This is a genomic window from Streptomyces sp. NPDC051172 (assembly GCF_040682555.1).
GTDB lineage: Bacteria > Actinomycetota > Actinomycetes > Streptomycetales > Streptomycetaceae > Streptomyces.
The window spans coordinates 37,313-60,220 of sequence record NZ_JBFBBE010000001.1; the positions used below are offsets into that span (position 1 = coordinate 37,313).

General features: G+C 70.1%; 19 protein-coding genes and 1 pseudogene. 5 read left to right on the forward strand and 15 right to left on the reverse strand.

The features are described from left to right. Window positions 1-87: 87 nt before the first annotated feature. Genes AB0N07_RS00150 through AB0N07_RS00160 form a run of 3 tightly spaced genes read right to left on the reverse strand, consistent with a single transcriptional unit; the run spans window position 88 to window position 3,794 of the window. The gene (locus tag AB0N07_RS00150) at window positions 88-1,131 is read right to left on the reverse strand and encodes an ABC transporter permease (protein WP_365830426.1); all 1,044 of its coding nucleotides are present in this window, start codon (window positions 1,129-1,131) and stop codon (window positions 88-90) included. Further along, window positions 1,124-2,686, reverse strand: coding sequence for a sugar ABC transporter ATP-binding protein (locus AB0N07_RS00155; RefSeq protein ID WP_365830428.1), 1,563 nt, complete (start codon window positions 2,684-2,686; stop codon window positions 1,124-1,126). The genes AB0N07_RS00150 and AB0N07_RS00155 overlap by 8 nt, the downstream gene beginning before the upstream one ends. Window positions 2,687-2,729: 43 nt before the next feature. Next, complete coding sequence (locus tag AB0N07_RS00160) at window positions 2,730-3,794, reverse strand: sugar ABC transporter substrate-binding protein (RefSeq protein WP_365830430.1); 1,065 nt, start codon at window positions 3,792-3,794, stop codon at window positions 2,730-2,732. A 432-nt stretch (window positions 3,795-4,226) separates the two neighbouring features. On the opposite strand from AB0N07_RS00160, the gene AB0N07_RS00165 reads away from it, so the two are divergent. The 4 genes from AB0N07_RS00165 to AB0N07_RS00180 all read left to right on the forward strand — a co-directional run bounded on the left by AB0N07_RS00165 (window position 4,227) and on the right by AB0N07_RS00180 (window position 8,771). After that, window positions 4,227-6,458 carry an alpha-L-fucosidase gene (locus tag AB0N07_RS00165; protein ID WP_365830432.1) on the forward strand — a complete coding sequence of 744 codons (2,232 nt, stop codon included), beginning with the start codon at window positions 4,227-4,229 and terminating at the stop codon, window positions 6,456-6,458. 175 nt (window positions 6,459-6,633) lie between these two features. Further along, window positions 6,634-7,587 carry an expansin EXLX1 family cellulose-binding protein gene (locus AB0N07_RS00170; protein ID WP_365830434.1) on the forward strand — a complete coding sequence of 318 codons (954 nt, stop codon included), beginning with the start codon at window positions 6,634-6,636 and terminating at the stop codon, window positions 7,585-7,587. 172 nt (window positions 7,588-7,759) lie between these two features. After that, the gene (locus AB0N07_RS00175; RefSeq protein ID WP_365830436.1) at window positions 7,760-8,197 is read left to right on the forward strand and encodes a winged helix-turn-helix domain-containing protein; all 438 of its coding nucleotides are present in this window, start codon (window positions 7,760-7,762) and stop codon (window positions 8,195-8,197) included. 121 nt (window positions 8,198-8,318) lie between these two features. Next, window positions 8,319-8,771, forward strand: coding sequence for a hypothetical protein (locus AB0N07_RS00180; RefSeq protein ID WP_365830438.1), 453 nt, complete (start codon window positions 8,319-8,321; stop codon window positions 8,769-8,771). 562 nt (window positions 8,772-9,333) lie between these two features. Here AB0N07_RS00180 and asnB read toward each other — a convergent pair. The 8 genes from asnB to AB0N07_RS00220 form a co-directional block, all read right to left on the reverse strand. After that, on the reverse strand, window positions 9,334-11,175 hold the full coding sequence (gene asnB, locus AB0N07_RS00185; RefSeq protein WP_365830440.1) for an asparagine synthase (glutamine-hydrolyzing): 1,842 nt from the start codon (window positions 11,173-11,175) through the stop codon (window positions 9,334-9,336). Window positions 11,176-11,432: 257 nt separating this feature from the next. Next, window positions 11,433-11,879: a hypothetical protein gene (locus tag AB0N07_RS00190; protein WP_365830442.1), complete on the reverse strand. Its 447-nt coding sequence runs from the start codon at window positions 11,877-11,879 to the stop codon at window positions 11,433-11,435. A 15-nt stretch (window positions 11,880-11,894) separates the two neighbouring features. Then, window positions 11,895-12,896, reverse strand: a complete 1,002-nt coding sequence (locus tag AB0N07_RS00195; RefSeq protein ID WP_365830444.1) for a LacI family DNA-binding transcriptional regulator — start codon at window positions 12,894-12,896, stop codon at window positions 11,895-11,897. A 105-nt stretch (window positions 12,897-13,001) separates the two neighbouring features. Further along, window positions 13,002-14,519, reverse strand: coding sequence for an alpha-L-arabinofuranosidase C-terminal domain-containing protein (locus AB0N07_RS00200; protein ID WP_365830446.1), 1,518 nt, complete (start codon window positions 14,517-14,519; stop codon window positions 13,002-13,004). Window positions 14,520-14,633: 114 nt separating this feature from the next. Further along, the gene (locus AB0N07_RS00205; protein WP_365830448.1) at window positions 14,634-15,038 is read right to left on the reverse strand and encodes a class I SAM-dependent methyltransferase; all 405 of its coding nucleotides are present in this window, start codon (window positions 15,036-15,038) and stop codon (window positions 14,634-14,636) included. 155 nt (window positions 15,039-15,193) lie between these two features. Next, window positions 15,194-17,362: an RNA polymerase recycling motor ATPase HelR gene (gene helR, locus AB0N07_RS00210; RefSeq protein WP_365830450.1), complete on the reverse strand. Its 2,169-nt coding sequence runs from the start codon at window positions 17,360-17,362 to the stop codon at window positions 15,194-15,196. Between the two features lie 193 nt (window positions 17,363-17,555). Next, entirely contained in the window at window positions 17,556-18,074 is a 519-nt protein-coding gene (locus tag AB0N07_RS00215; protein ID WP_365830452.1) for a GNAT family protein, read from the reverse strand. A gap of 185 nt (window positions 18,075-18,259) precedes the next feature. Continuing rightward, entirely contained in the window at window positions 18,260-18,844 is a 585-nt protein-coding gene (locus AB0N07_RS00220; RefSeq protein ID WP_365830454.1) for a rhodanese-like domain-containing protein, read from the reverse strand. A gap of 105 nt (window positions 18,845-18,949) precedes the next feature. On the opposite strand from AB0N07_RS00220, the gene AB0N07_RS00225 reads away from it, so the two are divergent. After that, window positions 18,950-19,246 carry a metal-sensitive transcriptional regulator gene (locus AB0N07_RS00225; protein ID WP_365830456.1) on the forward strand — a complete coding sequence of 99 codons (297 nt, stop codon included), beginning with the start codon at window positions 18,950-18,952 and terminating at the stop codon, window positions 19,244-19,246. A 24-nt stretch (window positions 19,247-19,270) separates the two neighbouring features. Here AB0N07_RS00225 and AB0N07_RS00230 read toward each other — a convergent pair whose 3' ends face one another. The 4 genes and pseudogenes from AB0N07_RS00230 to AB0N07_RS00245 form a co-directional block, all read right to left on the reverse strand. Beyond that, complete coding sequence (locus AB0N07_RS00230; RefSeq protein WP_365830458.1) at window positions 19,271-20,020, reverse strand: sulfite exporter TauE/SafE family protein; 750 nt, start codon at window positions 20,018-20,020, stop codon at window positions 19,271-19,273. Then, complete coding sequence (locus tag AB0N07_RS00235; RefSeq protein ID WP_365830791.1) at window positions 20,017-20,397, reverse strand: rhodanese-like domain-containing protein; 381 nt, start codon at window positions 20,395-20,397, stop codon at window positions 20,017-20,019. Before AB0N07_RS00235 ends, AB0N07_RS00230 begins: the two co-directional genes overlap by 4 nt. Next, window positions 20,394-21,776 (reverse strand): MBL fold metallo-hydrolase, encoded by a 1,383-nt coding sequence (locus AB0N07_RS00240; protein ID WP_365830460.1) that lies wholly within the window; start codon window positions 21,774-21,776, stop codon window positions 20,394-20,396. Before AB0N07_RS00240 ends, AB0N07_RS00235 begins: the two co-directional genes overlap by 4 nt. A 451-nt stretch (window positions 21,777-22,227) precedes the next feature. Continuing rightward, window positions 22,228-22,848, reverse strand: a pseudogene (locus AB0N07_RS00245) (TetR/AcrR family transcriptional regulator). Between the last annotated feature and the right edge of the window lie 60 nt (window positions 22,849-22,908).

Below are 22,908 nucleotides of genomic sequence, written 5' to 3' on the forward strand. Positions count from 1 at the left end.
CTCCTGTGAGAGCAGGGGCGATACGGCCCTTTGCGACGAGATGGCGGTGCGGCGGAGGGTGCCGGGCGGCCGGGAGGGCCGCCCGGTTCACTCCTGGACCTTGCCGCCGGTGATGCGTGAGATGGCGAGCGCGACCAGGATGATCAGGCCGTTGAGAGCACCGATCCACTGCGCGGGGACGCCCGCCAGCGTGAGCACGTTCTGGATCATGAAGAGCAGCAGGATGCCGCAGAAGGCCCCGAACATGGTGCCCTTGCCGCCGTTGAGGCTGATCCCGCCGATGACGGCGGCGGCGAACACGGTGAAGATGTAGCCGTTGCCCTGCGCGGAGGCGACCGAGGCCAGGCGTCCGGAGAGCAGCAGTCCGGCGAGGGCGGCGAGCAGGCTGCCGGTGACGATGACGATCCACAGCACCCGGTCGGTGCGGATGCCGGCCGCCTTCGCCGCGTCGACGTTGCCGCCGATGGCGTACAGGGAGCGGCCGAAGCTGGTCCAGCCGAGCACCACGATCGCAACGGCGAACAGCGCCAGGCAGACCCAGATGGACGCGGGCATCCCGAACCATTCGGTGCTGCCGAGGTAGAGCATCGACTGCGGCAGCTGGAAGAAGGTCTGGCCGCCGGAGATGCCGGTGAGGACACCGCGCAGCACGATCAGCATGCCGAGGGTGACGATGAAGCCGTTGAGGCCGAAGCGGATGATCAGCAGGGCGTTGATCACGCCGATCAGCAGACCGGTGGCGAGCGTGACGGGGATGGCCCAGGCGCCGGGGAGGAGGCCCAGTCCGTGGCCCGCGCCCGCCGGTACCACCAGCCAGGCCGCGACGCCGGGTGCCAGGCCCATGGTGGACTCGAGCGACAGGTCCATCTTCTTGACGATCAGGATCATCGTCTGGGCGAGGACCAGCAGCGCCATCTCGGACATGGTCTGCAGGACGTTGATGAGGTTGTCGGCCTGCAGGAACACCGGGTTGACGATCTGTCCGACGATCGCGATGACCACGATGGCCGGGACGAGCGCGAGGTCGCGCAGCCGGGCCAGCGGTATCCGGCCGCCGAGCAGCGCGGTCCGCTTCGCGGCGGGCTCCGGGGTGCCCGCCGCGGCGGTGTCCGCGAGGACGGTTTCAGGCATGGAGGTCCACTCCTTCCATCGCGGCCACGAGGTCGTGGTCGTGCCAGCCGCGGGCGATCTCTGAGGTCACACGGCCCTGGAACATCACCAGGACCCGGTCGCACATGCGCAGGTCGTCGAGTTCGTCGGAGGCGATGAGCACTCCGGTGCCGGTCTGCGCGGTCTCCTCGACCTTGCCGAGGAGGAATTCCTTGGAGCGCACGTCCACGCCCGCGGTCGGGTTGATCAGGACCAGCAGCCGGGGGTCGTCGGCCAGGGCGCGGGCCATGACGACCTTCTGCTGGTTGCCCCCGGAGAGCGCGGAGACGGGCAGGTCGGGGCCGGGAGTCTTGATCGCCAGCTTCTCGATCATGCCCTCGGCGAGCCGGTCCCGGCGGGCGCGGCTCAGGAACCCGTTCGGACCGAGCCGCTTCGGCACGGACAGCGTCGCGTTGTCCGCGATGGACATGTCGGGAACGAACCCCTGGTGGTGGCGGTCCTGGGGAACGAACCCGGCGCCTGCGGCGAGCGCCGCGGGCACGCTGCCCGGCCGGGGCCGCTTCCCGGCGATCTCCACCTCCCCCGCCGCTGCCGCCCGCAGCCCTACGACGGTCTCGGCGACCTCGGTGCGGCCGCTGCCGGCGGCCCCCGCGAGGCCGACGATCTCGCCGGCCCCGATCCGGAAGCTGACGTCGTCGTACCCCTCGCCCTGCAGCGCGCGGACGTCCAGTGCGGCCGTGGCGCCGGCGTCGAGGGTGGCGGCCCGTTCCGCGCGCCGGTCGGCGGCCGCCTCGCCGGTCATGGCGGCGACGAGGTCGGCTCGGGGGAGGTCCGCGACCGGGGCGGTGACGATGTGCCGGGCGTCGCGGAACACGGTCACCATGTCGCAGATCTCGTAGACCTCCTGGAGGTGGTGGCTGATGAACAGGAAGGTGACGCCCTGGCGTTGCAGGTCGCGGATGCGGTCGAAGAGCCGGTTGATGGCCGCCCCGTCGAGCTGGGCGGTCGGCTCGTCGAGGATGATGAACCGGGCCCCGAAGGACAGCGCGCGGGCGATCTCGACGAACTGCCGCTGCTCCACGCTCAGTTCGGCGGCCGGGGCCTGCGGGTCGACGTTCACCGACCAGGCCGACAGCAGGTCCTGTGCGCGCCGACGGGTGGCCTGCCAGCTGATGAGCCGGCCGGCTCCGTGGTCGTGCCGGTTCAGGAACAGGTTCTCGGCGACGGTCAGCGTGGGGATGATCGTCGACTTCTGGTAGACGCAGGCCACGCGCCGGCGCCAGGCGTCGCGGTCCCCGAGCCTGGGGGCCGGCTCGCCGCCGAAGGTCACCGTTCCCTCGTCGGGGGCCTGAAGGCCGGTGAGGACCGACACCAGGGTCGATTTGCCGGCTCCGTTGCGGCCGACGAGCGCGTGGGTCTCGCCGGGCCTGATGGTGATCCGGGCGCCGTTCAGGGCCACTGTCGGACCGAATCGTTTGACGATGCCCGTCGCCTCGACGACGGGCGGGGCTGCGGGGGCCCGCCCGTCGTCCGCCGGGGCGGGCGCGGGGGTGACTGTTCGTTCCCCGTCGCTCATCTCAACCGCCTTGTTCTCGTGGGCCGTTGTGTTCCGGGGAAAATCAGCCGAGGTTGTTGCCCCACAGCGACTTGTCGTCGCTCTTGACGCTGGGCACACCGCCGTAGGTGGCACCGTCGGCGGTGACGAGCGGGGCGGAGAGCTGGTCCTCGAGCACGCCGTCGCGGACCTGGATGATGGTGCTGTCGTGGTCCGTCTTGCCCGGCTTGAACGTCTTCCCGTCGATCGCCGCCTTCAGGTAGTACAGGGCGTACTTGGCGTAGAGGTCGGCCGGCTGGGAGACGGTGGCGTCGATCTTGCCCTCGGCGATGGACTTGAGCTCCTCGGGGATGCCGTCGTTGGACACGATGAAGACGTGCTTCTTGTCCTTCGGGTCCACCAACAGGCCCTTCTGCTTGAGCACCTGGAGCGTGCCGGACAGGGCGAAGCTGGACTCCATGTAGACGCCCTTGATGTCCGGGTTGGCGGTCAGGTCGGTCTGGAGCTTCTGCGCGGCGGTCGCGCCGTCCCAGTTGGTGGCCTCACCGAGCACCTTGATACCGGGGTAGCTCTTCTTCATGCAGTCGTTGAACGCCTCGGTCCGGTCACGGCCGTTGATGGAGTCCAGGCCGCCCTCCAGCATGACGACCTTGCCCTTCCCGCCGAGCTTGGTGCCCAGGTACTGGCAGGCCTTCTCGCCGTAGGCGCGGTTGTCGGCGCGCACGACCATGAACACCTTGCCGCTGTCGGGGCGGGTGTCGACGGTGACGACCGGGATCTTCTTCGCCTCCAGCTGCGCGAGGGTGGGCGCGATGGCGGCGGTGTCCTGCGGGGCCATCGCGATGCCCTTGACGCCCTGGCTGATGAACGTCTGTGCGTTGGCGGTGAGCTTGGCGACGTCGTTCTGCGAGTTGGTGGTCTTCAGGTCCAGCCCCAGCTCCTTGGCGTACTGGGGTGTGTACTTGATGTACGAGTTCCAGAAGTCGGTGTCGGAGCGCGGGTAGTCGACGCCGACCAGCGGCTTGTCACCCGACGACGCCGAGGTGGTGGAGCCGCTGCTGCACGCACTGAGCAGAGCCAGTGCGGACACGGCGGAGACGGCTGAACAGAGGGCGGTCCTGAGTCTCATCGATGCTTCCTCGCGCTCGTCCCTGGGCGGGAGATGTTCCGCCTCGACGACGCCTTCGCATCGCCGGACGGTAGAGATGGGATGTTTATAGGCGCGATTTCGGCGAGCTGTCTAGCCCCTTGTCGGACTCGAAATGAAATGCCAGGCCACAGCCGTATCGATGATGAGACCGGTGCCATGGAGGCGCGAGATGCATCCCATCAATCCGCAGCACTGAGTGAGCTCACTCGACACACGAGACCTCGACAAACATGGCATGTCTACGTGGTCATATAACGGGCCGAATCTGCTGCAACCTTGTCAAACTGCCTTCCAATACAGCGCTTTTCATCCCTGCACGCTGGTTGACATCCCAGGGAGACATGGCGGACCTTCATCCGTAACAAGCGGCCCGCTGCATTCCCCTGTCCCCCTCTGAACCAGGGATGTTCCATGTCCAGTTCGCTCAGCAGACGCCACTTCCTGGCCGGCGCCACCTGCGTGGCCGCTGCCGCCGTCGCCGGAGGTGTGTTCGGCGCGGGTACGGCCCAGGCGGCGCCCAGCACGTACACGCCCGACTGGAACTCCGTCGACCAGCACCCGCCGGCGCCGGAGTGGTTCCAGGACGCGAAGTTCGGGATCTACTTCCACTGGGGCGTCTTCAGCGTCCCCGCGTACGACAGCGAGTGGTACCCGCGCAACATGTACAACGCGGGCAGCAACGCCAACCAGCACCACATCGCGACCTACGGCCAGCCGTCGGCGTGGCCGTACCACAACTTCATCAACGGAGCGCAGGACCTGGCGGGCAACTTCGTGAAGTTCGCGCCGAAGCTGAAGTCGGCCGGCGGGAACTTCGACCCCGACGAGTGGGCGCAGCTGTTCGTCGACGCGGGCGCCAGGTTCGCCGGCCCGGTCGCCGAGCACCATGACGGCTTCTCCATGTGGGACAGCCAGGTCAACGAGTGGAACTCGGTGAACAAGGGCCCGGGGCTGAACCTGCTGCAGCTCTTCTCCACGGCCATCCGCGCCAAGGGCCTCAAGCTGCTGGTCGCCATGCACCACGCGTACCACTTCAACGGCTACTACGAGTACGCCCCCGCCCAGACGGACCCGAGCCTGAAGAAGCTCTACGGACAGCTGGGCTCGGCCGCGGAGAACCAGCTCTGGTACGACAAGCTCAAGGAGGTCATCGACCGCGCCCAGCCCGACATCCTGTGGCAGGACTTCAAGCTGGACGCCGTCGACGAGACCCAGCGCCTGAACTTCCTGTCGTACTACTACAACCAGGCCAACAGCTGGGGCCGTGAGGTGGTCGCCACCTACAAGGACGGGTTCGACAACAAGGGCGAGGTCTTCGACTACGAACGCGGTGGTCCGGCCGACATCACCACGCCGTACTGGCTGACCGACGACAGCATCTCCAGCTCCAGCTGGTGCTACACGCAGGGCATCGGTTACTACAGCATCCAGCAGATGCTGCACTCGTTCATCGACCGGGTCAGCAAGAACGGCAACATGCTGCTGAACATCGCGCCCATGGCCGACGGCACCATCCCGCAGGCGCAGAAGGACGTCCTGCTCGGTATCGGCGACCATCTGAAGCGTTTCGGCGAGTCGATCTACTCGACCCGCGCGTGGAGCGTGTACGGCGAGGGCCCGACGAAGATGGGCGGCGGCGCCTTCACCAATCCGACGGCCGGCACGGCGCAGGACATCCGCTTCACCCGCAACAAGGACAACAACGTCCTGTACGCCACCGTCCTGGGCTGGCCGGGCAGTTCGCTGACGATCAAGACACTCGGCACGGGCAGCATCAACCTGTCGTCGCTGACCTCGGTGAAACTTCTCGGCTCCACCGCCGGCACTTACATCGACCTGCCGACGCCGACGCAGAGCGCCTCAGGCCTCACGGTCACCCTGCCGTCCTCCGCGCCGTACAGCGCCAACGCCTATGTCCTGAAGCTCTCCTTCTCCGGCAACATCCCGGCCATGACGCCGCTCGCCGGTGCCGTCGCCTTCACGGACGTCAACTACACGGGCAGCTCCGCCACGTTCGCCCTCGGCGACTACACCGCGGCCGACCTGACCGCGGCGGGAGTGGGCGCGCGCAGCATCTCCTCCCTCCGGCCGGCTCAGGGCTACCAGTTGATCGGCTACTCCGGTGACAACTTCACCGGCACCGCCTGGACGTTCACCGCCGACAACCCCGACCTGAGAGGCACCGGCAACAACGATCAGATCACCTCGCTGAGGGTCCAGTTCAACCCGTCGACGTACTTCCGGCTCACCAACGTCACAGACGGTCTCGCCTTGGACAGCGGCGGCAACGTCGCCTCCGGATCGAACCTCAAGCAGTGGACCTGGAACGGCAGCTCCAACCTCCAGTGGCAGGCGGTCGATGTGGGCGGCGGCTACTACAAGCTGGTCAACCGCGCCAACGGCATGGTCGCCGACGGCTGGGGCGCCACCGCAGACGGCTCCGCAGCCCGAGAGGCCGCCTGGAACGGCGGCACCAACCAGCAGTGGAGGATCACCAACCGCGGCGGCGGCAGCTACTCGATCGCCAACCGCACCACCGGCCTGGTCCTCGACGGTGGCGGCAACGTCGCCTCGGGCTCCGTGACCAAGCAGTGGACGTACGGCAGCAGTACGAACCTGCTGTGGACCTTCACGGCCCTCTGATCCTCGGGGCCTGCGAGCGGCTGCGGTGGCGTACCTCCGGTGCGCTGCCGCAGCCGCCGTCCGGCTGGGAAGACCGGAACCGCGAACGAGACGCCGAGAAAAAGGTCGGCAACCTTTTCGCGGCCGGCGGCAACCGAGCAGTGCACCATCGGTTCCATCTTCCGAACGGACAGGTATGAAGACAGCGAGGCAGGCCGCGCGGGAGCGCAGGCGCAGACGCCGGCTCATGCTGGGCACCACATTGGCACTGACCGCCGCGGGCGTGCTCGCCTACCTGGTCATGGGGGCGTTCCCCGGGCGCGGGGCGGATGCAGGGTCTGCCGCGGACGCCCCCTCCGCCACCACTCAGGTGAGAGCCGCCGGCTCGGCCGAGGCGCGCGCCGCGGCCACGTCGGCGTCCCCGAGCACGACCGGCACGTCGACGCCCACGGCCGCTGCGAGCACTGCTTCAGCCCGTCCGTCGGCCAAGGACACCCCGCCCTCCCGGCGAACGACGTCCACCACGGCGTCACCGGCAGGGCGGATTCGGCCCGACACCACCTACACAGGGGTTGCCACCGCCTACGCGGCCGGTGACGGAAACGGTGCCTGCCTGTTCGGTCCCAGCGACAACCTCATGATCGCTGCGATGAACACCACCGACTACGAGACGTCCAGGGCGTGCGGTGCGTACGTGCTCGTCCACGCGGCCAACGGAGCCTCCGTCACCGTACGGATCACCAACGAATGCCCCCTGCCCTGCGCACCCGGTCAACTCGACCTCAGCCAGCAGGCCTTCGCCAAGCTCGCCGACCTCAGGGTCGGCCGGCTGCCGATCACCTGGCAGTTGGTGAGCCCCGGCTCAGCCGGGACGATTTCGATCAGGTACAAGACCGGGTCCAGCCCCTACTGGTGCGGCATCCAGGTGATCGGCCACCGGAACCCGGTGGCGCGGCTGGAGGTCCGCACCTCAGGCGGCTGGCGGCAACTGCCGCGCACCGACTACAACTACTTCATTTCCGCCGACGGCGGCGGGTGCGGCGGCTCGATCAGAATCACGGACCTCTACGGGGAACAACTGACCGTCAGCGGGATCGCACTGCGGCCGGACGTCGTGCAACCGACCCAGGTCCAGTTCGCGCGGCACTGATCGCGTCGGTCGCCCTGGCTTTCGTTGGGCATTACGAAACCCAGGGCGCCGTGGACCCCAGGTCGACCGTCGAGCACGTCAGTCCTTCCGCCGAAGCAGCTTCACCTCCCAGCTACGTGCCGGGTGAAGCCTTCGAATGTTTCGAGACAGACGACGAATCATGCGAGAGGGATTGACGTGCTTTGGCGCGTCCCTACATCTGGAGGGTCGCGGGCTGCTTCTGCTCCCGTCCTACTTCTGCTGGCGCAGGCCCACCGCCCTTGCCGATCCGGCCCTCGGCCCGGTCCTGGTCTACCCGGTCACCGCACGGCCCCTCGACTCGATCACCCTCAAGGACAACGGACTCGACCGGCTGCTGGGCCGGACCAGGGCCTCGGTCCTCACCGAGGTGGCCCGCGCCGGCCCCCGGACCACCTCCGAGGTGGCGTCGGCTGTCGGCATCGCCCTGCCCAGCGCCAGCTACCAGCTCGCCGTCCTCCGGGACGGGGGGCTGGTGGCAAGCAGGCGCGAGGGACAGTACGTGCGGCACTCGGTGACGCTCATGGGCCACCGGCTCCTCGACGGAGAAGAAGGACAGTTGCAGCAGACGGTTCAGACGAACTGCCCGTGATTCGACCACCTTCGAAATGCTTCTCGCCCGCCCGGTGCACGGGCGAACATCCTCGGCGGGGCGTGGCCGCAAAGCACCGCGGCGACCGCACGCACCGCACCACTCGACCCACGGGGGAAACATGAAACCGCTCCGCAGTCACCGCACCCGTCGCGGCGCAACCGCCGGCGTCACCCTTCTGCTGGCGGGCGGCCTCGGGACCGCCGGCGCCACCGTCTCCAACGCCCAGACCGCGGCGCCGCAGACCCAGCAGATCGCCTCGTCCGTCCTCGGCAGCGACTACAAGATCACGCTCACCGCGCTGCGCTTGTCCCAGGACGAGTACGCCGCCTCGGTGCGGCTGCAGGTCTACACGCACGACAGCGGCAAGTGGAAGGAGTCCGACCGGGTCACGGTGGGCAAGGTCGACGGATGGTTCTGGTACCCGCTGACCGGCAGCCAGTCCGTCTGCGAGTTCTCGACCGCGAGCATGGAGCCCGCGCCCCTCACCGTCAGCCTGCTGATCACCCCGTCCATCGGCTGCTCCGAGCCGGCGCACTACGTCGTGAAGCAGGGAAGGGTCTACGCCGGCTGAACCGCGCCCTGCTCCACCACCGCCACGATGCCACCTGCTCCCGGGTTGCTCATGAACAAGACCTCGCTCCGTGCCGGCCGGCTCGCAGGCTCCGCGGCTTGCGCGTTCGTCCGGCCCTCGCGCAGGGCCGTCCGGGCGTGGAAGGGGGCGGCGGCCGAGCTTCGCGGCGTGGGCGGACGTGGACGTGATCGGCTCGGCGGGCCATCGGTTCCTTGAGCCGGGTCTGGCACAGGTCGCCCTCGCAGATGCCGTGTTCGGGCGAGATGCCGTCGGTGCCGAGGAAGACCCGGTCGAAGGTCATGCGCTGCCGGCCGCCGGGCTCCCGGGCGGCGCCGCCCTCGACGCCCTCGCCCACGGCAGCCGATCACTCCGGCAGGCAGGTGCTTCGGGGGTGACGCCGGCCCGGGTGGAGACCGGGCAGGAAGCCCCCTCTACGTCTGGCCTCCGCTTGGCAAGGAGGTCGGGCCCCGGCCCCACGGCGACCGCCGCCGGGCGCGGTCATCGTCCGATCCGTTGGCCGCCACGCACCGAGCCTGACGAGGTTGCCCGGTAGCCGCTCGCCTCAGTCGAGGTCGATGTCCGGCCGGTACATGTCCAGCCACACCGCCAGGTCCAGCGCGCGTTCCAGACCGCGCCGTTCGGACTGTGTGTTCACGGGTGTGTCGCGGTGGGCGACGCGGTGCAGGAGGTCGCGGTCGACGAGGTCGAAGACGGGGTGGGCAGGCTGGGCCAGCAGGTCCTTGGCCTGGTCCTGGAGCGCGGTGGCGTACTTGGGGTCCTGCGTGGACGGATAGGGGCTCTTGACCCTGTCGTACACCGACTTCGGGAGCAGATCGGCGGTCGCCTCGCGCAACAGGCTCTTCTCCCTGCCGTCGAAGGACTTCAACGACCAGGGCGTGTTGTAGACGTACTCCACCAGACGGTGGTCGCAGAACGGGACCCGGACCTCGAGGCCGACGGCCATGCTCGCGCGGTCCTTGCGGTCGAGCAGGACGCGGACGAAGCGGGTGAGGTGCAGGTGGCAGATCTGCCGCATCCGGTACTCGAAGTCGCTCTCGCCGACCAGGCGACGGATACCGCTGACGGCGGTGCGGTAGCCGGCGTCGACGTATCCGTCCAGGTCGAGGGAGGCGAGCAGGTCCGGACGCAGGACCTCGGCGTCCTCGCCGAAGTGGCGGCGGAAGTTGACCAGCCAGGGGAAGGTGCCGCCGCGGCGGGCCTCCTCGTCGAAGAACTGCAGATAACCGCCGAAGACCTCGTCGGCGGACTCGCCGGACAGAGCGACGGTCGACTGGTCCCGGATGGCCCGGAACAGCAGATACAGCGAGGCGTCCATGTCGCCGAGCCCGGCGGGCAGGTCGCGGGCCCTGATCACCTTCGCGCGGATGCCGGGGTCGGCGAGTGCCTGCGCGTCGAGCACGATGTCCTGGTGTTCGGTGTGGGCGGTGCGGGCCACGTCGTGGACGAACGGGGTGTCGGGCGTGCCGCGGAGTTCGTCGGCGACGAAATGGTCGGTCTGGCCGACGAAGTCGACGGCGAAGCTGCGTACCTTCTCACCGTGTTCGCCGAGTTGGCGGGCGGCTAGCGCGGTCATCGCGGAGGAGTCGAGGCCGCCGGAGAGGAGGGTGCAGCGGGGCACGTCGGCGACGAGCTGGCGGCGCACGATGTCGTCGAGGAGGGAGCGTACGGTGGCGATGGTGGTGTCGCGGTCGTCGGTGTGCGGCCGGGTCTCCAGCTGCCAGTAGACGCGGCGCTGCACCCCCGTACGGTCGACGGTGACGACGGTGCCCGGTTCGACCTCCGCCATCCCGTCCCACACGGCGTGCCCAGGCGTCTTGATCATCGTGAACAGCTCGCGCAGGCCGTCCTGGGTGACACGGGCGGGGGCCAGGGGGTTGGCGAGGATCGCCTTGGGTTCGGAGCCGAACAGGACGCCGTCGGGTGTCGGGTAGTAGTAGAAGGGCTTGATGCCCATACGGTCACGGATCATCACCAGCTCGTCCCGGCGGCCGTCCCACACGGCGAACGCGTACATGCCGTTGAGCCGTTCCGCGACCTGCTCGCCCCATTCGAGGTAGCCGTGCAGGACCACCTCGGTGTCGGAGTCGGTGGTGAATCGGTGGCCCCGGCCGGTGAGTTCACGGCGCAGCTCGGTGAAGTTGTACGTCTCCCCGGAGTAGACGAGTGCCACGGTCCCGTGCGGGGTGTCGACCGTCATCGGCTGCCGGCCGCCGGGCAGATCGATGATTGCGAGCCTGCGATGCCCGAGGGCCGCGGGTCCCCGCACCCAGGTGCCGCTGTCGTCGGGGCCGCGGCACGCCATCGTCCCGGTCATTGCATCCAATACGGCCTCCTCGGCGCCCAGGTCGCGGTCGAAGGAGATCCAGCCGGTGATGCCACACATGCGGTGCCTCCTGCTCCAGGTCCGCACGGGATGCCGTCGCACCTGCGGTTTCCCGGACGCAACGACGACCCATCAGCAGACAAGATGTAACTGCCACGCATATGCGAGGGTGCGCCGCACCGAGGACGTGGTCAACACGGCCGTAACATCAGCAGCCCGTCGACCCGCCCTTTTCGGCCCTACTTTGCATCGGCGAAACCCGCGGAGCCGCGCCCGACCGGGCCACCTGCGCCGCGAATCGGCCACAGGCAAAGACTTCACCACCGTGGAGCCATTGGGGTGCGGTCACTCAGCATCCGGTGGTGCCCGCCGAGCGTCTCGTCCTTGAACCACATCCGCCGGCCGCAGCCCGGCAGCGGGTACACGCACGCGTCGATGGCCCGGTCGGAGTCGAGGTCCGGTGCGCCGGGCTGGGTCCGGGCAAGGAGGTCGGGGCTGGTGCCGTGGCGGATGCGGGCGGGGCCGGTCCAGGAGTCCGGGACACCGGGGACGTGGCTGACGGGTGCGGCCCCCGACCGCCGAGGCGGCCACGCCAGGTCGGGGCCGTGAACCCGACCGGCGTCGGGGCCGGGGGCGGTGGCGTGGCGGCTGGTGTGGATCAGGCACCATTCGCCGGCCTGCCGGTTCCGGACGGCGACGGGGTCGGCTGCGCCGTCGTACACGGGATCGCGGAGGAGGGGGCGTTCACTCAGGGAGTTGCACATGGGCTCTTACGGGGGTCAGCCGCCCGTCGACTCCCGGATCACCAGGGAGAAGCCGCCGACGACGTCCTGGTGCGGGGCCGGAGGCTCGGTCCGTTCGATGCGCCGGATCAGGAGGTCGACCGCCCGCTCGGCCATGCCGTCGTGGTCCGGATCGACGCTGGAGAGCGAGGGGATGAGGAACTCGCTCTCCGGGACGTTGTCGAAGCCGATCACCTTCACCTGGTCGGGCACGCGTGTCCCGACGTCGGCCAGGCCCCGCAGCACGCCCATGGCGAGGGAGTCGGTCACGCAGAACACGCCATCGAAGTCGAGCCCGCTCCTCGCCATCTCCCGGGCCCGTTCGGCGCCTTCGCGCATGCCGAGCCGGTCCACCTGCTGCACCAGGGCGCGGTCCGCGGACAGGCCCGCGTCCTCCAAGGCCTTCCGGTAGCCGGCGATGCGCAGGCTGGAGGTGTCCACTTCCTCGACCGCCCCGCACACGAACGCGATACGCCGACAGCCCCGCTCGATCAGATGGCGGGTGGCGGCGTGGGACGCGTCGAAGTTGGGCATGGCGACGTGGTCCACGGGACCGCCGAAGATCCGGTCGCCGAGGATGACCACCGGGTGGTCCACCCTGAGCCGCTCGGCATCGCCCTGCCCCATGCCGGCTGCGCTCAGGATGAGCCCGTCGTAGAGCCGGTTGCGGGAGAGGGACAGGGCGTCCAGCTCGTTGTCCCGGGAGGCGGTCTGTTCGATGCTCACCCTGAGGCCGCGTCGCTCGGCCGCGGCGATGACGGTGGCGGCCAGCAGCCCGTAGTAGGCGCTGTCCACCTCCGGAACGGCGAGGCCGATGGTTCCGGTACGGCCCTTGCGCAGATTGCGGGCCGCGACGTTGACCCGGTAGTCGAGCCGGGCCATGGCCCCGAGCACCTTCTCGCGCGTCGCGGGGCGGACGTTCGGATGGTCGTTGATGACGTTCGAGACGGTCATCGGTGAGACCCCGGCCGCCTTCGCCACGTCCTGGATCGTCGTCACCCTCACCCCTGGTCTGCCGCCTCGGAACCCAGTCGCATGCCAAGCCGCACCCAAGTGCGCAGGACGGCAAGGGAATGCGGCCGGAAGACGGTCGGAGTCGTTGTGTCAGGCGAGCGGGGCGCCGACCGTGACGAACGAGTGCGGCGGCAGTGTCAGAGCGAGCCCCTGGCCGGTGGCCTTGAGGCCGTCGAAGGGGCGCGGGGCGACCGTCTGGGGCGTGCCGGGCGTGTTGTGGTCCTGGGGCCGGTCGGCCGTCAGGATCCGGGCGTTCGGCTCGCCGACGGAGCGTCCGCGCAGGTCGAGCGTGACCTCCGCGGGCTCCTCCGCGTCCAGGTTGGACAGTGAGATCAGCACCGCCCCGTCCTTGACGCTGGCTGAGGCGGACAGGGTCTCCAGCTGCGTGTCGCCGACTGTGCGCCGCAGGGCTTCGCCGCGCAGATGGACGGTGAGCGAAGTGGCGTCCTGGTGGCCCTTGTTCATCTCGAAGACGTGGTAGGTCGGGGTCAGCACCAGGCTGTCGCCGTCGGTGAGGAGCATGGCCTGAAGGACGTTGACCGTCTGCGCGATGTTGGCCATGTACAGGCGGGCGGCGTGCCGGTGGAAGATGTCGAAGTGGGTGGCGGCCACCAGCGCGTCACGCAGGGTGTTCTGCTGGAACAGGAAGCCCGGGTTGGTGCCCGGCTCGACGTCCCACCAGGTGCCCCACTCGTCCAGGACCAGCCCGACCGTGCGGCCCGGGTCGTAGACGTCCATGACGGTGGAGTGGCCGGTCAGGATGCGGTCGATGCGGCGGGCCGCGACCATGGTGCGGTAGTAGTCGTCGATGTCGAAGACGGTCGCGCTGCCCTTCGCCTCCCAGGGGCCGGCCAGCGTGTAGTAGTGCACGGACAGGCCCTGGAAGAAGTTCTTCGGGGTGGCCTCGCAGCCGAAGCAGCTGATCTGCTGCATCAGCGTCTCGGTCCACTTGTAGTCGGCGTCCGAGGCTCCGGAGGCGATGCGGTAGAGCTTGTTGTCGCCGTGGTCGCGGCAGTAGGTGGCGTACTGGCGGGCCAGGTCGGCGGAGTACTCGGCGCGCATGTTGCCGCCGCAGCCCCAGGTCTCGTTGCCGATGCCCCAGAACTTCACCCGCCAGGGCTCCTCGCGGCCGTTGGCCTTGCGCAGCCGCACCATGGGGCTGTCGCCGTCGCGGGTGAGGTACTCGACCCACTCGCTCATCTCACGCACGGTGCCGGAGCCGACGTTGCCGCTGATGTACGGCTCGGCGCCGAGCAGCTCGCACAGCGCCATGAACTCGTGGGTGCCGAAGTGGTTGTTCTCCTCGACGTCGCCCCAGTGCGTGTTGACCATGCTCGGTCGCTGCTCGCGCGGGCCGATGCCGTCACGCCAGTGGTACTCGTCGGCGAAACAGCCGCCCGGCCAGCGCAGGTTCGGGATGTCCAGGGCACGCAACGCCTGGACGACGTCGAGGCGAATGCCGCCCTCGTTCGGGATCGGCGAGTCCTCCCCGACCCAGAAACCGCCGTAGACGCAACGACCGAGATGCTCGGCGAAGTGACCGTAGAGGTGACGGCTGATCCTCGGGCCCTCGATGTCGAGGTTGATGACCGCGGTGGCGTCGGGCACGGAGGTACTCCTGTGTCGGGCGGAGGACGGGGGCCGGGAGCTACATGGCAACCGCTTTCTTGTAGCGATACAAACGTATCTTCTGCGGCCCCGGTTTCGCCATGCCCGCACCGATCAGGGCTGCGTGGCTTTGCGGTCGTGGTCGGCGGCGTACGCGGCGAAGACCTCCGTCGTGGTACCGCCCATGTGCAGAAAGCGCTGGTCGAGAATGGTGGCGAGGTCGTCGAGGGCACCGGCGAGCAGGTCCCCGGTCAGCCGCATGTCCGGTCGCCGGGCCGCCTGCTCGGTGACCGCGCCGTCGCGGACGACGTTGTCGCCGACGACGATGCTGCCGGGTCGGGTGAGCTCGAGCGTCCACGCCGAGCAGGCGGGACTGGAAGGCTTGTCGGCGTCGATGAAGACCAGGTCGAACGGGCCCGCCCCCTCGCCCACCAGCCGCGGCAGAGCGTCCAGGGCCTTCCCGACGCGTAGGCCGACGACGTGGTCGAGCCCGGCGCGGGAGACGTTGGCGGCGGCCACGGCGGCGTGGTGCTCGGTGCTGTGGCCGCTTGCCCTGGTTGGGGGGCGACCTGGTGCGTCGGCTGCCCTGCCCGCTCGCTGCCCGTGGCGGCCGCGAGCAGGGCTTCTGTTCCCAAAGGGAACCCAATACGGACCTCCGACGCCCGCCGAAGGTTTCAGCTGGTGAGGATGACGAGTTGCTGCGTCGCTCGCGTCATGGCGACATAGCGGTCGACCGCTCCTTCGATGCCCGTGCCGAACGCCTCCGGGTCGACGAGGACGACCAGGTCGAACTCGAGCCCCTTCGACAGCTCCGGGGTCAGCGATCGGACCCGGGCTGTTGCCGGGAACGCGGGATCGCCGATGACGCAGGCGATCCCCTCGGCATGCTCGGCCAGCCAGGTGTCCAGGATCGGGTCCAGCTCCGCCACAGCGCCGTGTACGACCGGGATGCCGCTGCTGCGGATCGAGGTCGGCACGTTGGCGTCCGGGAGCACGGCCCGGATGACCGGCTCGGCTTGCGTCATGACCTCTTGCGGGGTGCGGTAGTTGATGCTCAGTGAGGCCACGGTGACCCGGTCGAGCCCGATCCGTTCGAGCCGTTCCTGCCATGTCTCCGTGAACCCGTGCCGGGCCTGGGCGCGGTCACCGACGATGGTGAAGCTGCGGGACGGGCAGCGCAGCAGGAGCATCTGCCATTCCGCGTCGGTGAGTTCCTGGGCCTCGTCCACGACGATGTGCGCGAACGGGCCGGCGAGCAGATCCGGTTCGACGACGGTCAGTTCGGCTTCGTCGACCAGGCTGACCTTGGCGTCCTGGCCGCGCAACATCCTCACCAGGCCTTCGCCGTCGTCACCGTCGGCGCCGGAATCGGCCGCCGCGTCGATGAGGTTGTCCACGACCTGCGCCATGCGCTCGCGCTGGGCGGCCAGGACGGCCGCGTGCCGCCGCTTGCGCAGGGCGGTCTCAGGGTCGCCGAGCCGCTGCCGGGCGGCGTCCAGGAGCGGCAGATCGGACACCGTCCACGCCTGGGCATCCGCCCGCTGCAGCCTGCGGACGTCCTCGCTGCTCAGCCAGGGCGCACACATCCGCAGATAGGCCGGCACCGACCACAGGTCCGAGACCAGGTCGGCGGCTTCGAGCAGCGGCCATGCCCGGTCGAGGGTCCCGACGAGCTCCTTGTCCTGCCTCAGCGCCCTGCGGAACTGCTCCGGCGGGATGTCGTCGCCGTCGTATCCGTCCTCCAGGATCGTGACCAGCTTCTCCCAGATCTGATCACGTGCCTCGTTGTGCGGGGTGCCGGGTTCCGGCGCGTCGAACGCCTCGGCCCAGTCGTCGGCGGTCAGCCGGATGTCGGTCAAGTCGACGGTGACCGTCATCGCCTCGGTGGGCGGCTCCTCGTAGAACCGGACGGCCTTCTCGATCGCTTCCACCAGGTCCGCGGACGACTTCAGCCGGGCCGCCTCGGGGTCGGTCTCGACGCTCGCGTCGGCGCCCTCGTCGACGAGGTCCCGCAGGATGCAGGTCTGCACGCCCTCCTCGCCGAGGCTCGGCAGGACGTCGGCGACATAGTCCAGGTAGGGCCGGTGCGGGCCGACGAACAGTACGCCGCCACGACGGTGACCGAGGCGGGGGTCGGAGTAGAGCAGGTGGGCGGAGCGGTGCAGGGCGACGACGGTCTTGCCGGTGCCGGGACCTCCGTCGACGACGAGAGCGCCGCGGGAGCCCGCCCGGATGATGGCGTCCTGGTCGGCCTGGATGGTGGCGAGCACGTCCCGCATGCGGGCCGAACGGTTGCTGCCCAGGCTGGCGATGAACGCGGACTGGTCGTCGAGCGCGGCCCGTCCTTCCAGGCCGTCGGCGGTGAACACCTCGTCCCAGTAGTCGCTGATCCGGCCGCGGGTCCAGCGATAGCGTCGGCGGCTGGCGAGGCCCATCGGGTTGGCGTGGGTCGCCGCGAAGAACGGCTCGGCCGCGGGAGAGCGCCAGTCGAGCAGCAGGCGACGGCCTGTGCTGTCGGTCAGACCGAGTCGTCCGATGTAGACGGGCTCGGGGTCGTCCGCGCTGACGATGTGGCCGAGGCACAGGTCCAGGCCGAAGCGGCGCAGGGCGCGCAGTCGGCCGGTCAGCCGGTGCACCTCCAGGTCGCGGTCCATCGCCTGCCGGCCGAGGCCGCCAGGTCCCTTGAGCTCGGTCTCGAGGCGGGCGGACAGTTCGGCGATCGTCTGCTCGAGGTTCTCCGCGATCGCGGAGAAGTGCTGCTCGTCGCCGGCGATCAGGGTGGGGTCGGCCTTGTGGGCGAGTCGGTCGGGAAGGTCGAACGCACGGGTGGTCAGGGGGGTCATGTCACCAGACAGAGCATGCACGTCGTGAAACTCCCATTTCCGCAGCTTGTGGCCTCGGCGTGCGATTGTGCGGCACGACCGGGGCCTTGCCGCAAGCCCCCCGGTGCGCTATAAGTTGAGAGTGGCAAGGAGTGAGTTACCTCCTTGCCTTTGTTTTTTTGAGCGGGGTGCTCATGGATTTTGAGCGCGGCGCTCAGGCCGGTTCGCCACGCAGGATGCTGTAGCGCACTCCGTCACGCCACTGTCCGTCGCGGAAGGCGATGCTGCGCAGGACGCCCTCGCGGGTGAACCCGACCTTTTCCAGGGCGCGTTGTTCGGGGGTGTTGTCCGCTTCGGTGTCCGCCTCGATGCGTACGACCGTGGTGTTCGCGAAGAGGTAGTGGACCAACTGCCGTTGCGCCTCGGTTCCGACGCCCTGTCCGCGGGCCTCCGGCAGCAGGTTGATGCCCATGTTCCAGTACGTGGTGGTCCGGGTGGGCCTGACCTGCCGCCAGGCGACGAACCCCAGCCGCTCCGCGCCGCGCACCACCATCAGATGCCCTCCGTCGTCGCCGAGCAGGCCGTTCTCCGCCCACTGGCGCCGCCAGCGTCCGGTGTCCGACCAGCCCCACCACTGGAACGGAACCACGGTCTCCGGATCGATGAGGAAGCGTTCCATGACGGACAGGTCGGGCTCGGCCACCGGACGCAGCGCAACACCGTCGATGCTCATGTGCGCAACCCTACGGCGTGACTCAGCGGTTGTCGGGGCTCCGTGGAGAGGGTCAACTCCCTTGCCGTGCCCAGCCGGCGAGCAGACGGCGCCGGAGCTGTACATCCCGGTGACGACGCATCCGCTCGCGCGGCGGACTCTCGGCACGCCTCAGGGCCGACTGACGCGCGGGGTCGCCCTGGGTGTCAGCCGCCGCGGAGCTCCGTCAGCGCGGCGTCGAGGTCGGCCGGGCGGGGCCGGTTGTGCGGGAGTCCGGCGAGCAGGGCCGCCATGCCACAGGTGTCGGTGAGCGCGGAGAAGACCAGGCCGCCCGCTGTCGCTGCCGAGAGGAGCTGGAAGGCCGGGTGCACGAGGAGGCCGAGCGTCAGCCCCAGGAGGACCAGCGTGCCCGCGGTGAAACGCACCTGGCGCTCCATGCCCCAGACTGCCCGTGCCCGGCGAGTCAGCCGGTGGAGGTCGTGTCCTGCGGCGGCCCAGGCGGCGGTGCCGCCGGTCAGCGTCGCCGCCGGGATGCCCTGCTCGGCAAGGAGCTTGCAGGCGTTCTGCGAGCGGGCCCCGGAGGCGCACACGACCAGGACGTCACCGCGTTCGGCGGCCTGCCGGATGTCCGGCAGGCCGTGGCGGAGCTGATCCAGGGGGATGTTGAGCGCACCGGGCAGATGACCGGAGGCGTACTCGCCGGGCGTACGCACATCGATGACCGTCAGCCGGTGGAGCAGTCCATGGGCCTGGTCGGTGGCGAGGGCGGAGGGAACGGGGGAAGCAGTCACGGCAGTTGTGATCCTTTGTCGCGCTCTGAGTTCGTTGGTGTTCGACGCCGTCCCGAACCGGGACGTAGAGTACCCCTAGGGGTATACGTTGACGGAGGAGTCGTCGTGGACATGGAGCTCGCGGGTGCGGACCTGAAGGCAGTGCTGAACCGGCTGCGTCGCGCTCAGGGCCAGATCGCCGGTGTGATCCGGATGATCGAGGAGGGGCGCGACTGCGAGGACGTCATCACCCAGCTCGCCGCGGCCTCCCGCGCCCTGGACCGGGCGGGTTTCGCCATCATCGCCACCGGTCTGCAGCAGTGCCTGACCGACGTCGAGTCCGGCCGCAGGAACGGCGAAGACGTCGAGAACGCTGAGCAGATGCGCGCCCGCCTGGAGAAGCTGTTCCTGTCACTGGCGTGAGGAGGCCGCACGCGTCGGTGGCCGTCACACGGCGGAGCCGATCAGCATGAAACCGGCCACCCCCAGCAGCACCAGGGCGAAGATCCGCTGCAGCGCCTGCCCCGACACCTTGGCGGCGAGGCGTTTGCCGTCCCAGGCGCCGAGGACGGCGGCCCCGGCGAACGGTCCGATCACGGCCCAGTCCAGTCCGTCGGCCGTGCCCGCGCGGAGCGCCAGGGCGGCGACCGAGTTGAGGGTGATGACCAGCAGGCTCGTCCCCACCGCCGCCCGCATGCGCAGCCCGAGGACACTCACCAGGGCCGGTACGGCGAGGAAGCCGCCGCCCACTCCGAGGACTCCGGTGACCGCCCCGAGCCCGGCCCCCGCCGCGGCCGCCCGGCCGGGCCGGGCCGTACGGACGGCGTCGGGCGGGCCGGACCGCGGGCGCAGCATGCGCACCGCGGCGACCAGCGCCACCAGGGCGAAGGCCGCCGTGAGCACCGCCGCAGGCAGCCGCGCAGCCACCAGCCCGCCGAGCATGGCGGGCCCGATGCCCGCGGCCGCGAACAGCAGTCCGGTGCGCCAGCGGACATGACCGCCCCGGGCATGCGCGGGCAGCGCGGTGGCCGTGGTGACGGCCACGACGACCAGGCCGGCGGTGGTGGCCGCGACCGGGGTGAAACCGAACAGGTAGATCAGGGCGGGCACGGCCAGGACGCTGCCGCCCCCGCCGAGCGCGCCCAGCGCCAGACCGATGACGGCACCGGACACCAGAGCCAGTGCGAGAACGCTCACGTCACCGTTCCGCTCTCGCCGCGCCGGTCCACCACGGGCAGCCCGAGGCGGGCCCAGTCGCGCATCCCGCCGATCACGTCCACCGCGTCGGCGCCCCGTGCGCCCAGGAGTTCGGCCGCCTGCCGGGAGCGGTTGCCCGAGTGGCAGACGACCACCAAGGGCCGGCCCGCCACCCGCTCGGGCAGTGGCGCACCCGCGGCCAGAGCGGACAGGGGGACGTGAACCGCGCCCGGGGCGTGGCCCGTCTGCCACTCGTACGGCTCGCGGACGTCCAGCAGTACGGCGTCCTGCTCCGCCGGGACACCGTCCGCATGTCCGGTGCACTCGGCGGCCCGCAGCGCACCGACCCTGCCGGGCCCGCGTCCGAACAGGTTCAACGACACGGTCCGCTCCTCACGGTCAGTCCGGCCTTCCCGGCCGCGTCGAAGGCGTCGTCGACGGCGACCACGTCCCGGCCGGCGGCGTGCAGCAGGGAAGCGGCGATGGCGGCGCGCATACCGCCGGCGCAGTGCACCCACACCTGGCCGTCGGGGACCTCGCCGAGCCGCTGGTGCAGGGCATGGAGGGGGATGTGGACGGCCCCGTCCACGCAGCCGCCCGCGCGTTCGCTCTGCCGCCGGACGTCGAGCACGACCACGTGTCCGTCCCCGTCCCGCCGGCGGTCCGCCAGGTCGGCGAACGTGGCACGCGGGAAGGAGACCGGTGACTCGCCCGCACGCACCCAGTCCGACGGGTCACCGGTCGCCGCGGCGGCCGGACGGTCGATGCCCACCCGGGCCAACTCGCGCTGGGCTGCGAGGAGTTGTCCGGCCGACTCGGCCAGCAGCGTCAGTGGTTTGCCCCAAGGGATCAGCCAGGCCAGATGGGTGGCGAGCTGCCCCTCGGCCTCGAAGTTGACGGAGCCGGCGACATGCCCTGCGGCGAAGGCCACGCGGTTGCGCAGGTCCACCACCCACTCCCCCGCGGCGAGCCGGGCAGCGATCTCCTCGGCGTCGGCGAGGGCGGGCGTGGTGAGGTCGACGGGGGCGGGTCCGGCGGCGTTGGCGGGGCCCATGTGCACGTAGTAGGCGGGGATGTCGTCCAGTCCGGCCAGCAGATCGGCGACGAAGGTGTCCACATCGCGGGTGAGCGCCTCGTTCGACGCCTTCTCCTTGCCGATGGTCGTGTCGCCGCCCTCCGCCCGGGCCGAGGAGCAGAAGCTGCCGAAGCCGTGGGTGGGCAGAACCGGCGTCTCGTCGGGCAGTTCGGCCGCGAGGCGGTGTGCGGAGGCGTGCTGGGCGCGGGCGAGACGTTCGGTGAGCCGCGGTTCGACCAGGTCGGGCCGTCCGACGGTGCCGATGAGCAGCGAGCCGCCGGTGAACACCGCGACCGCCGTTCCGTGCTCCTCCAGGACGTAGGACGTGTGGTGCGGGGTGTGGCCGGGGGTCGCCACCGCGCGCAGAACCAGCCCGCCGTCGACATCGACCTCCGTACGGTCCCCGTCGCGGACCGGCACCCGCTCGAAGGCGACCCTGGCGCCCGCCGGGACGAGATAGGCGGCGCCCGTGACGCGGGCCAGCTCCAGGCCGCCGGTGACGTAGTCGTTGTGCAGGTGGGTCTCGACCACGTGCGATATCCGCACCCCCCGCCGCGCCGCCGCCGCGATCACCTGGTCGATGTCGCGCGGCGGATCCACCGCGACGGCCGTCAGCCTGCCGCCCGCCAGATAGCTCCGGTTGCCCAGGCCGGCCACTTCGATCGTGTCGACGAAGAACACGAGGCACTCCTTTCCCTCGAACATATACCCCATGGGGTATCTGCTCTCGACAGTAGCACGGGTACCCCCGGGGGTATTTTCAGAAGGACCCTCGACCCGTCCCCACTCCTGTGACTGTCCGAGACCCTGACCGATGCGGTACTGGTGCCCGAGGTCGGCCGGTTGGAGCCGGCCGCCCGGGTCGGTTTCCAGGTGCACTTCGTGGAGCGCGCGCCGGGAGGTCAGGGCCGAGGCCATCGAGCGCGCTCTCGCCGCACTGGCCGAAGCCTGCGGGCTGCCGGGGTCGTCGCCGACCTGGTGGGGCAACTTCCGGGTCGTCGACGAGGGCACCTGCCCCTCCTGGAGAGCGGCGTGTTCACCGAGGAGAAGGCCGGGGCGATCCGCTCTTCGGTCGGTGCCTGAGCCCGGCCGATCTCACTGACAGCCGGTGCGGTGACGCCCCGGCAGTGCTTCAGCCGGCCGCCTGCAACTTGCCCCCGGCATGCCCCTGACCGGCGAGCGCGCCCGCGATCAGCCTTTCGAGCTGCTGTGCCACCTGGTCCAGCGGCTGCATGCTGCGCTTGGCGCGGCATATCGCGATGGCGCCCTCGACCGAGGCCACGACGAGGGCCGCGAGGCCCGGAGCCTCGTCGGCGTCGGCTCCGTGCTTGCGGATCGCCTCGGTGAGGAGTTGCTCTCAGGCCCCGAAGGCCTCGGCTGCGGCGGTGAGGGACAGTGGCGTCTCCTCGGCCGGCGGCTCCCCGACGGAGACGGCCAGCACCGGACAGCCGGCCCTGAAGCCGCTCTCGAGCACGATGCCGCGCCAAAGGAACAGGAAGGCGCGCAGGCCGGCGGCCGGGCCCGCGTCCAGTTCCCTGCGCAGGATGCGGGCCACCGCTCCCCCGGCGTACCGCACCGCCTCGGTGGCCAACTGCCCCTTGCCCTCGGGGAAGCAGTGGTACGTCGAGCCGAGCAGCGCCTTGGCGTGTTCGGCCGGCTCGCGGATGCTGGTGGCGTTCAGGCCGCGCCTCATGATCAGGTCCGCCGCACCGGCCACGAGGCGCTCACGCGACGGTGCGCCGGATTCGGCCACGGCCGTACTCCCCCTCCGAACCCCACGTCCCGTCCGGTTCGTTGACCGAGGAGGGCCGCG

Bases quoted from the DNA above. Each gene is read 5' to 3' on its own strand.
- AB0N07_RS00165 (WP_365830432.1), top strand. From the start codon at position 4,227: ATGTCCAGTTCGCTCAGCAGACGCCACTTCCTGGCCGGCGCCACCTGC.
- AB0N07_RS00190 (WP_365830442.1), bottom strand. From the start codon at position 11,879: ATGTGCAACTCCCTGAGTGAACGCCCCCTCCTCCGCGATCCCGTGTAC.
- AB0N07_RS00180 (WP_365830438.1), top strand. From the start codon at position 8,319: ATGAAACCGCTCCGCAGTCACCGCACCCGTCGCGGCGCAACCGCCGGC.
- AB0N07_RS00155 (WP_365830428.1), bottom strand. From the start codon at position 2,686: ATGAGCGACGGGGAACGAACAGTCACCCCCGCGCCCGCCCCGGCGGAC.
- AB0N07_RS00215 (WP_365830452.1), bottom strand. From the start codon at position 18,074: ATGAGCATCGACGGTGTTGCGCTGCGTCCGGTGGCCGAGCCCGACCTG.
- AB0N07_RS00150 (WP_365830426.1), bottom strand. From the start codon at position 1,131: ATGCCTGAAACCGTCCTCGCGGACACCGCCGCGGCGGGCACCCCGGAG.
- AB0N07_RS00170 (WP_365830434.1), top strand. From the start codon at position 6,634: ATGAAGACAGCGAGGCAGGCCGCGCGGGAGCGCAGGCGCAGACGCCGG.
- AB0N07_RS00160 (WP_365830430.1), bottom strand. From the start codon at position 3,794: ATGAGACTCAGGACCGCCCTCTGTTCAGCCGTCTCCGCCGTGTCCGCA.
- helR (WP_365830450.1), bottom strand. From the start codon at position 17,362: ATGACCCCCCTGACCACCCGTGCGTTCGACCTTCCCGACCGACTCGCC.
- asnB (WP_365830440.1), bottom strand. From the start codon at position 11,175: ATGTGTGGCATCACCGGCTGGATCTCCTTCGACCGCGACCTGGGCGCC.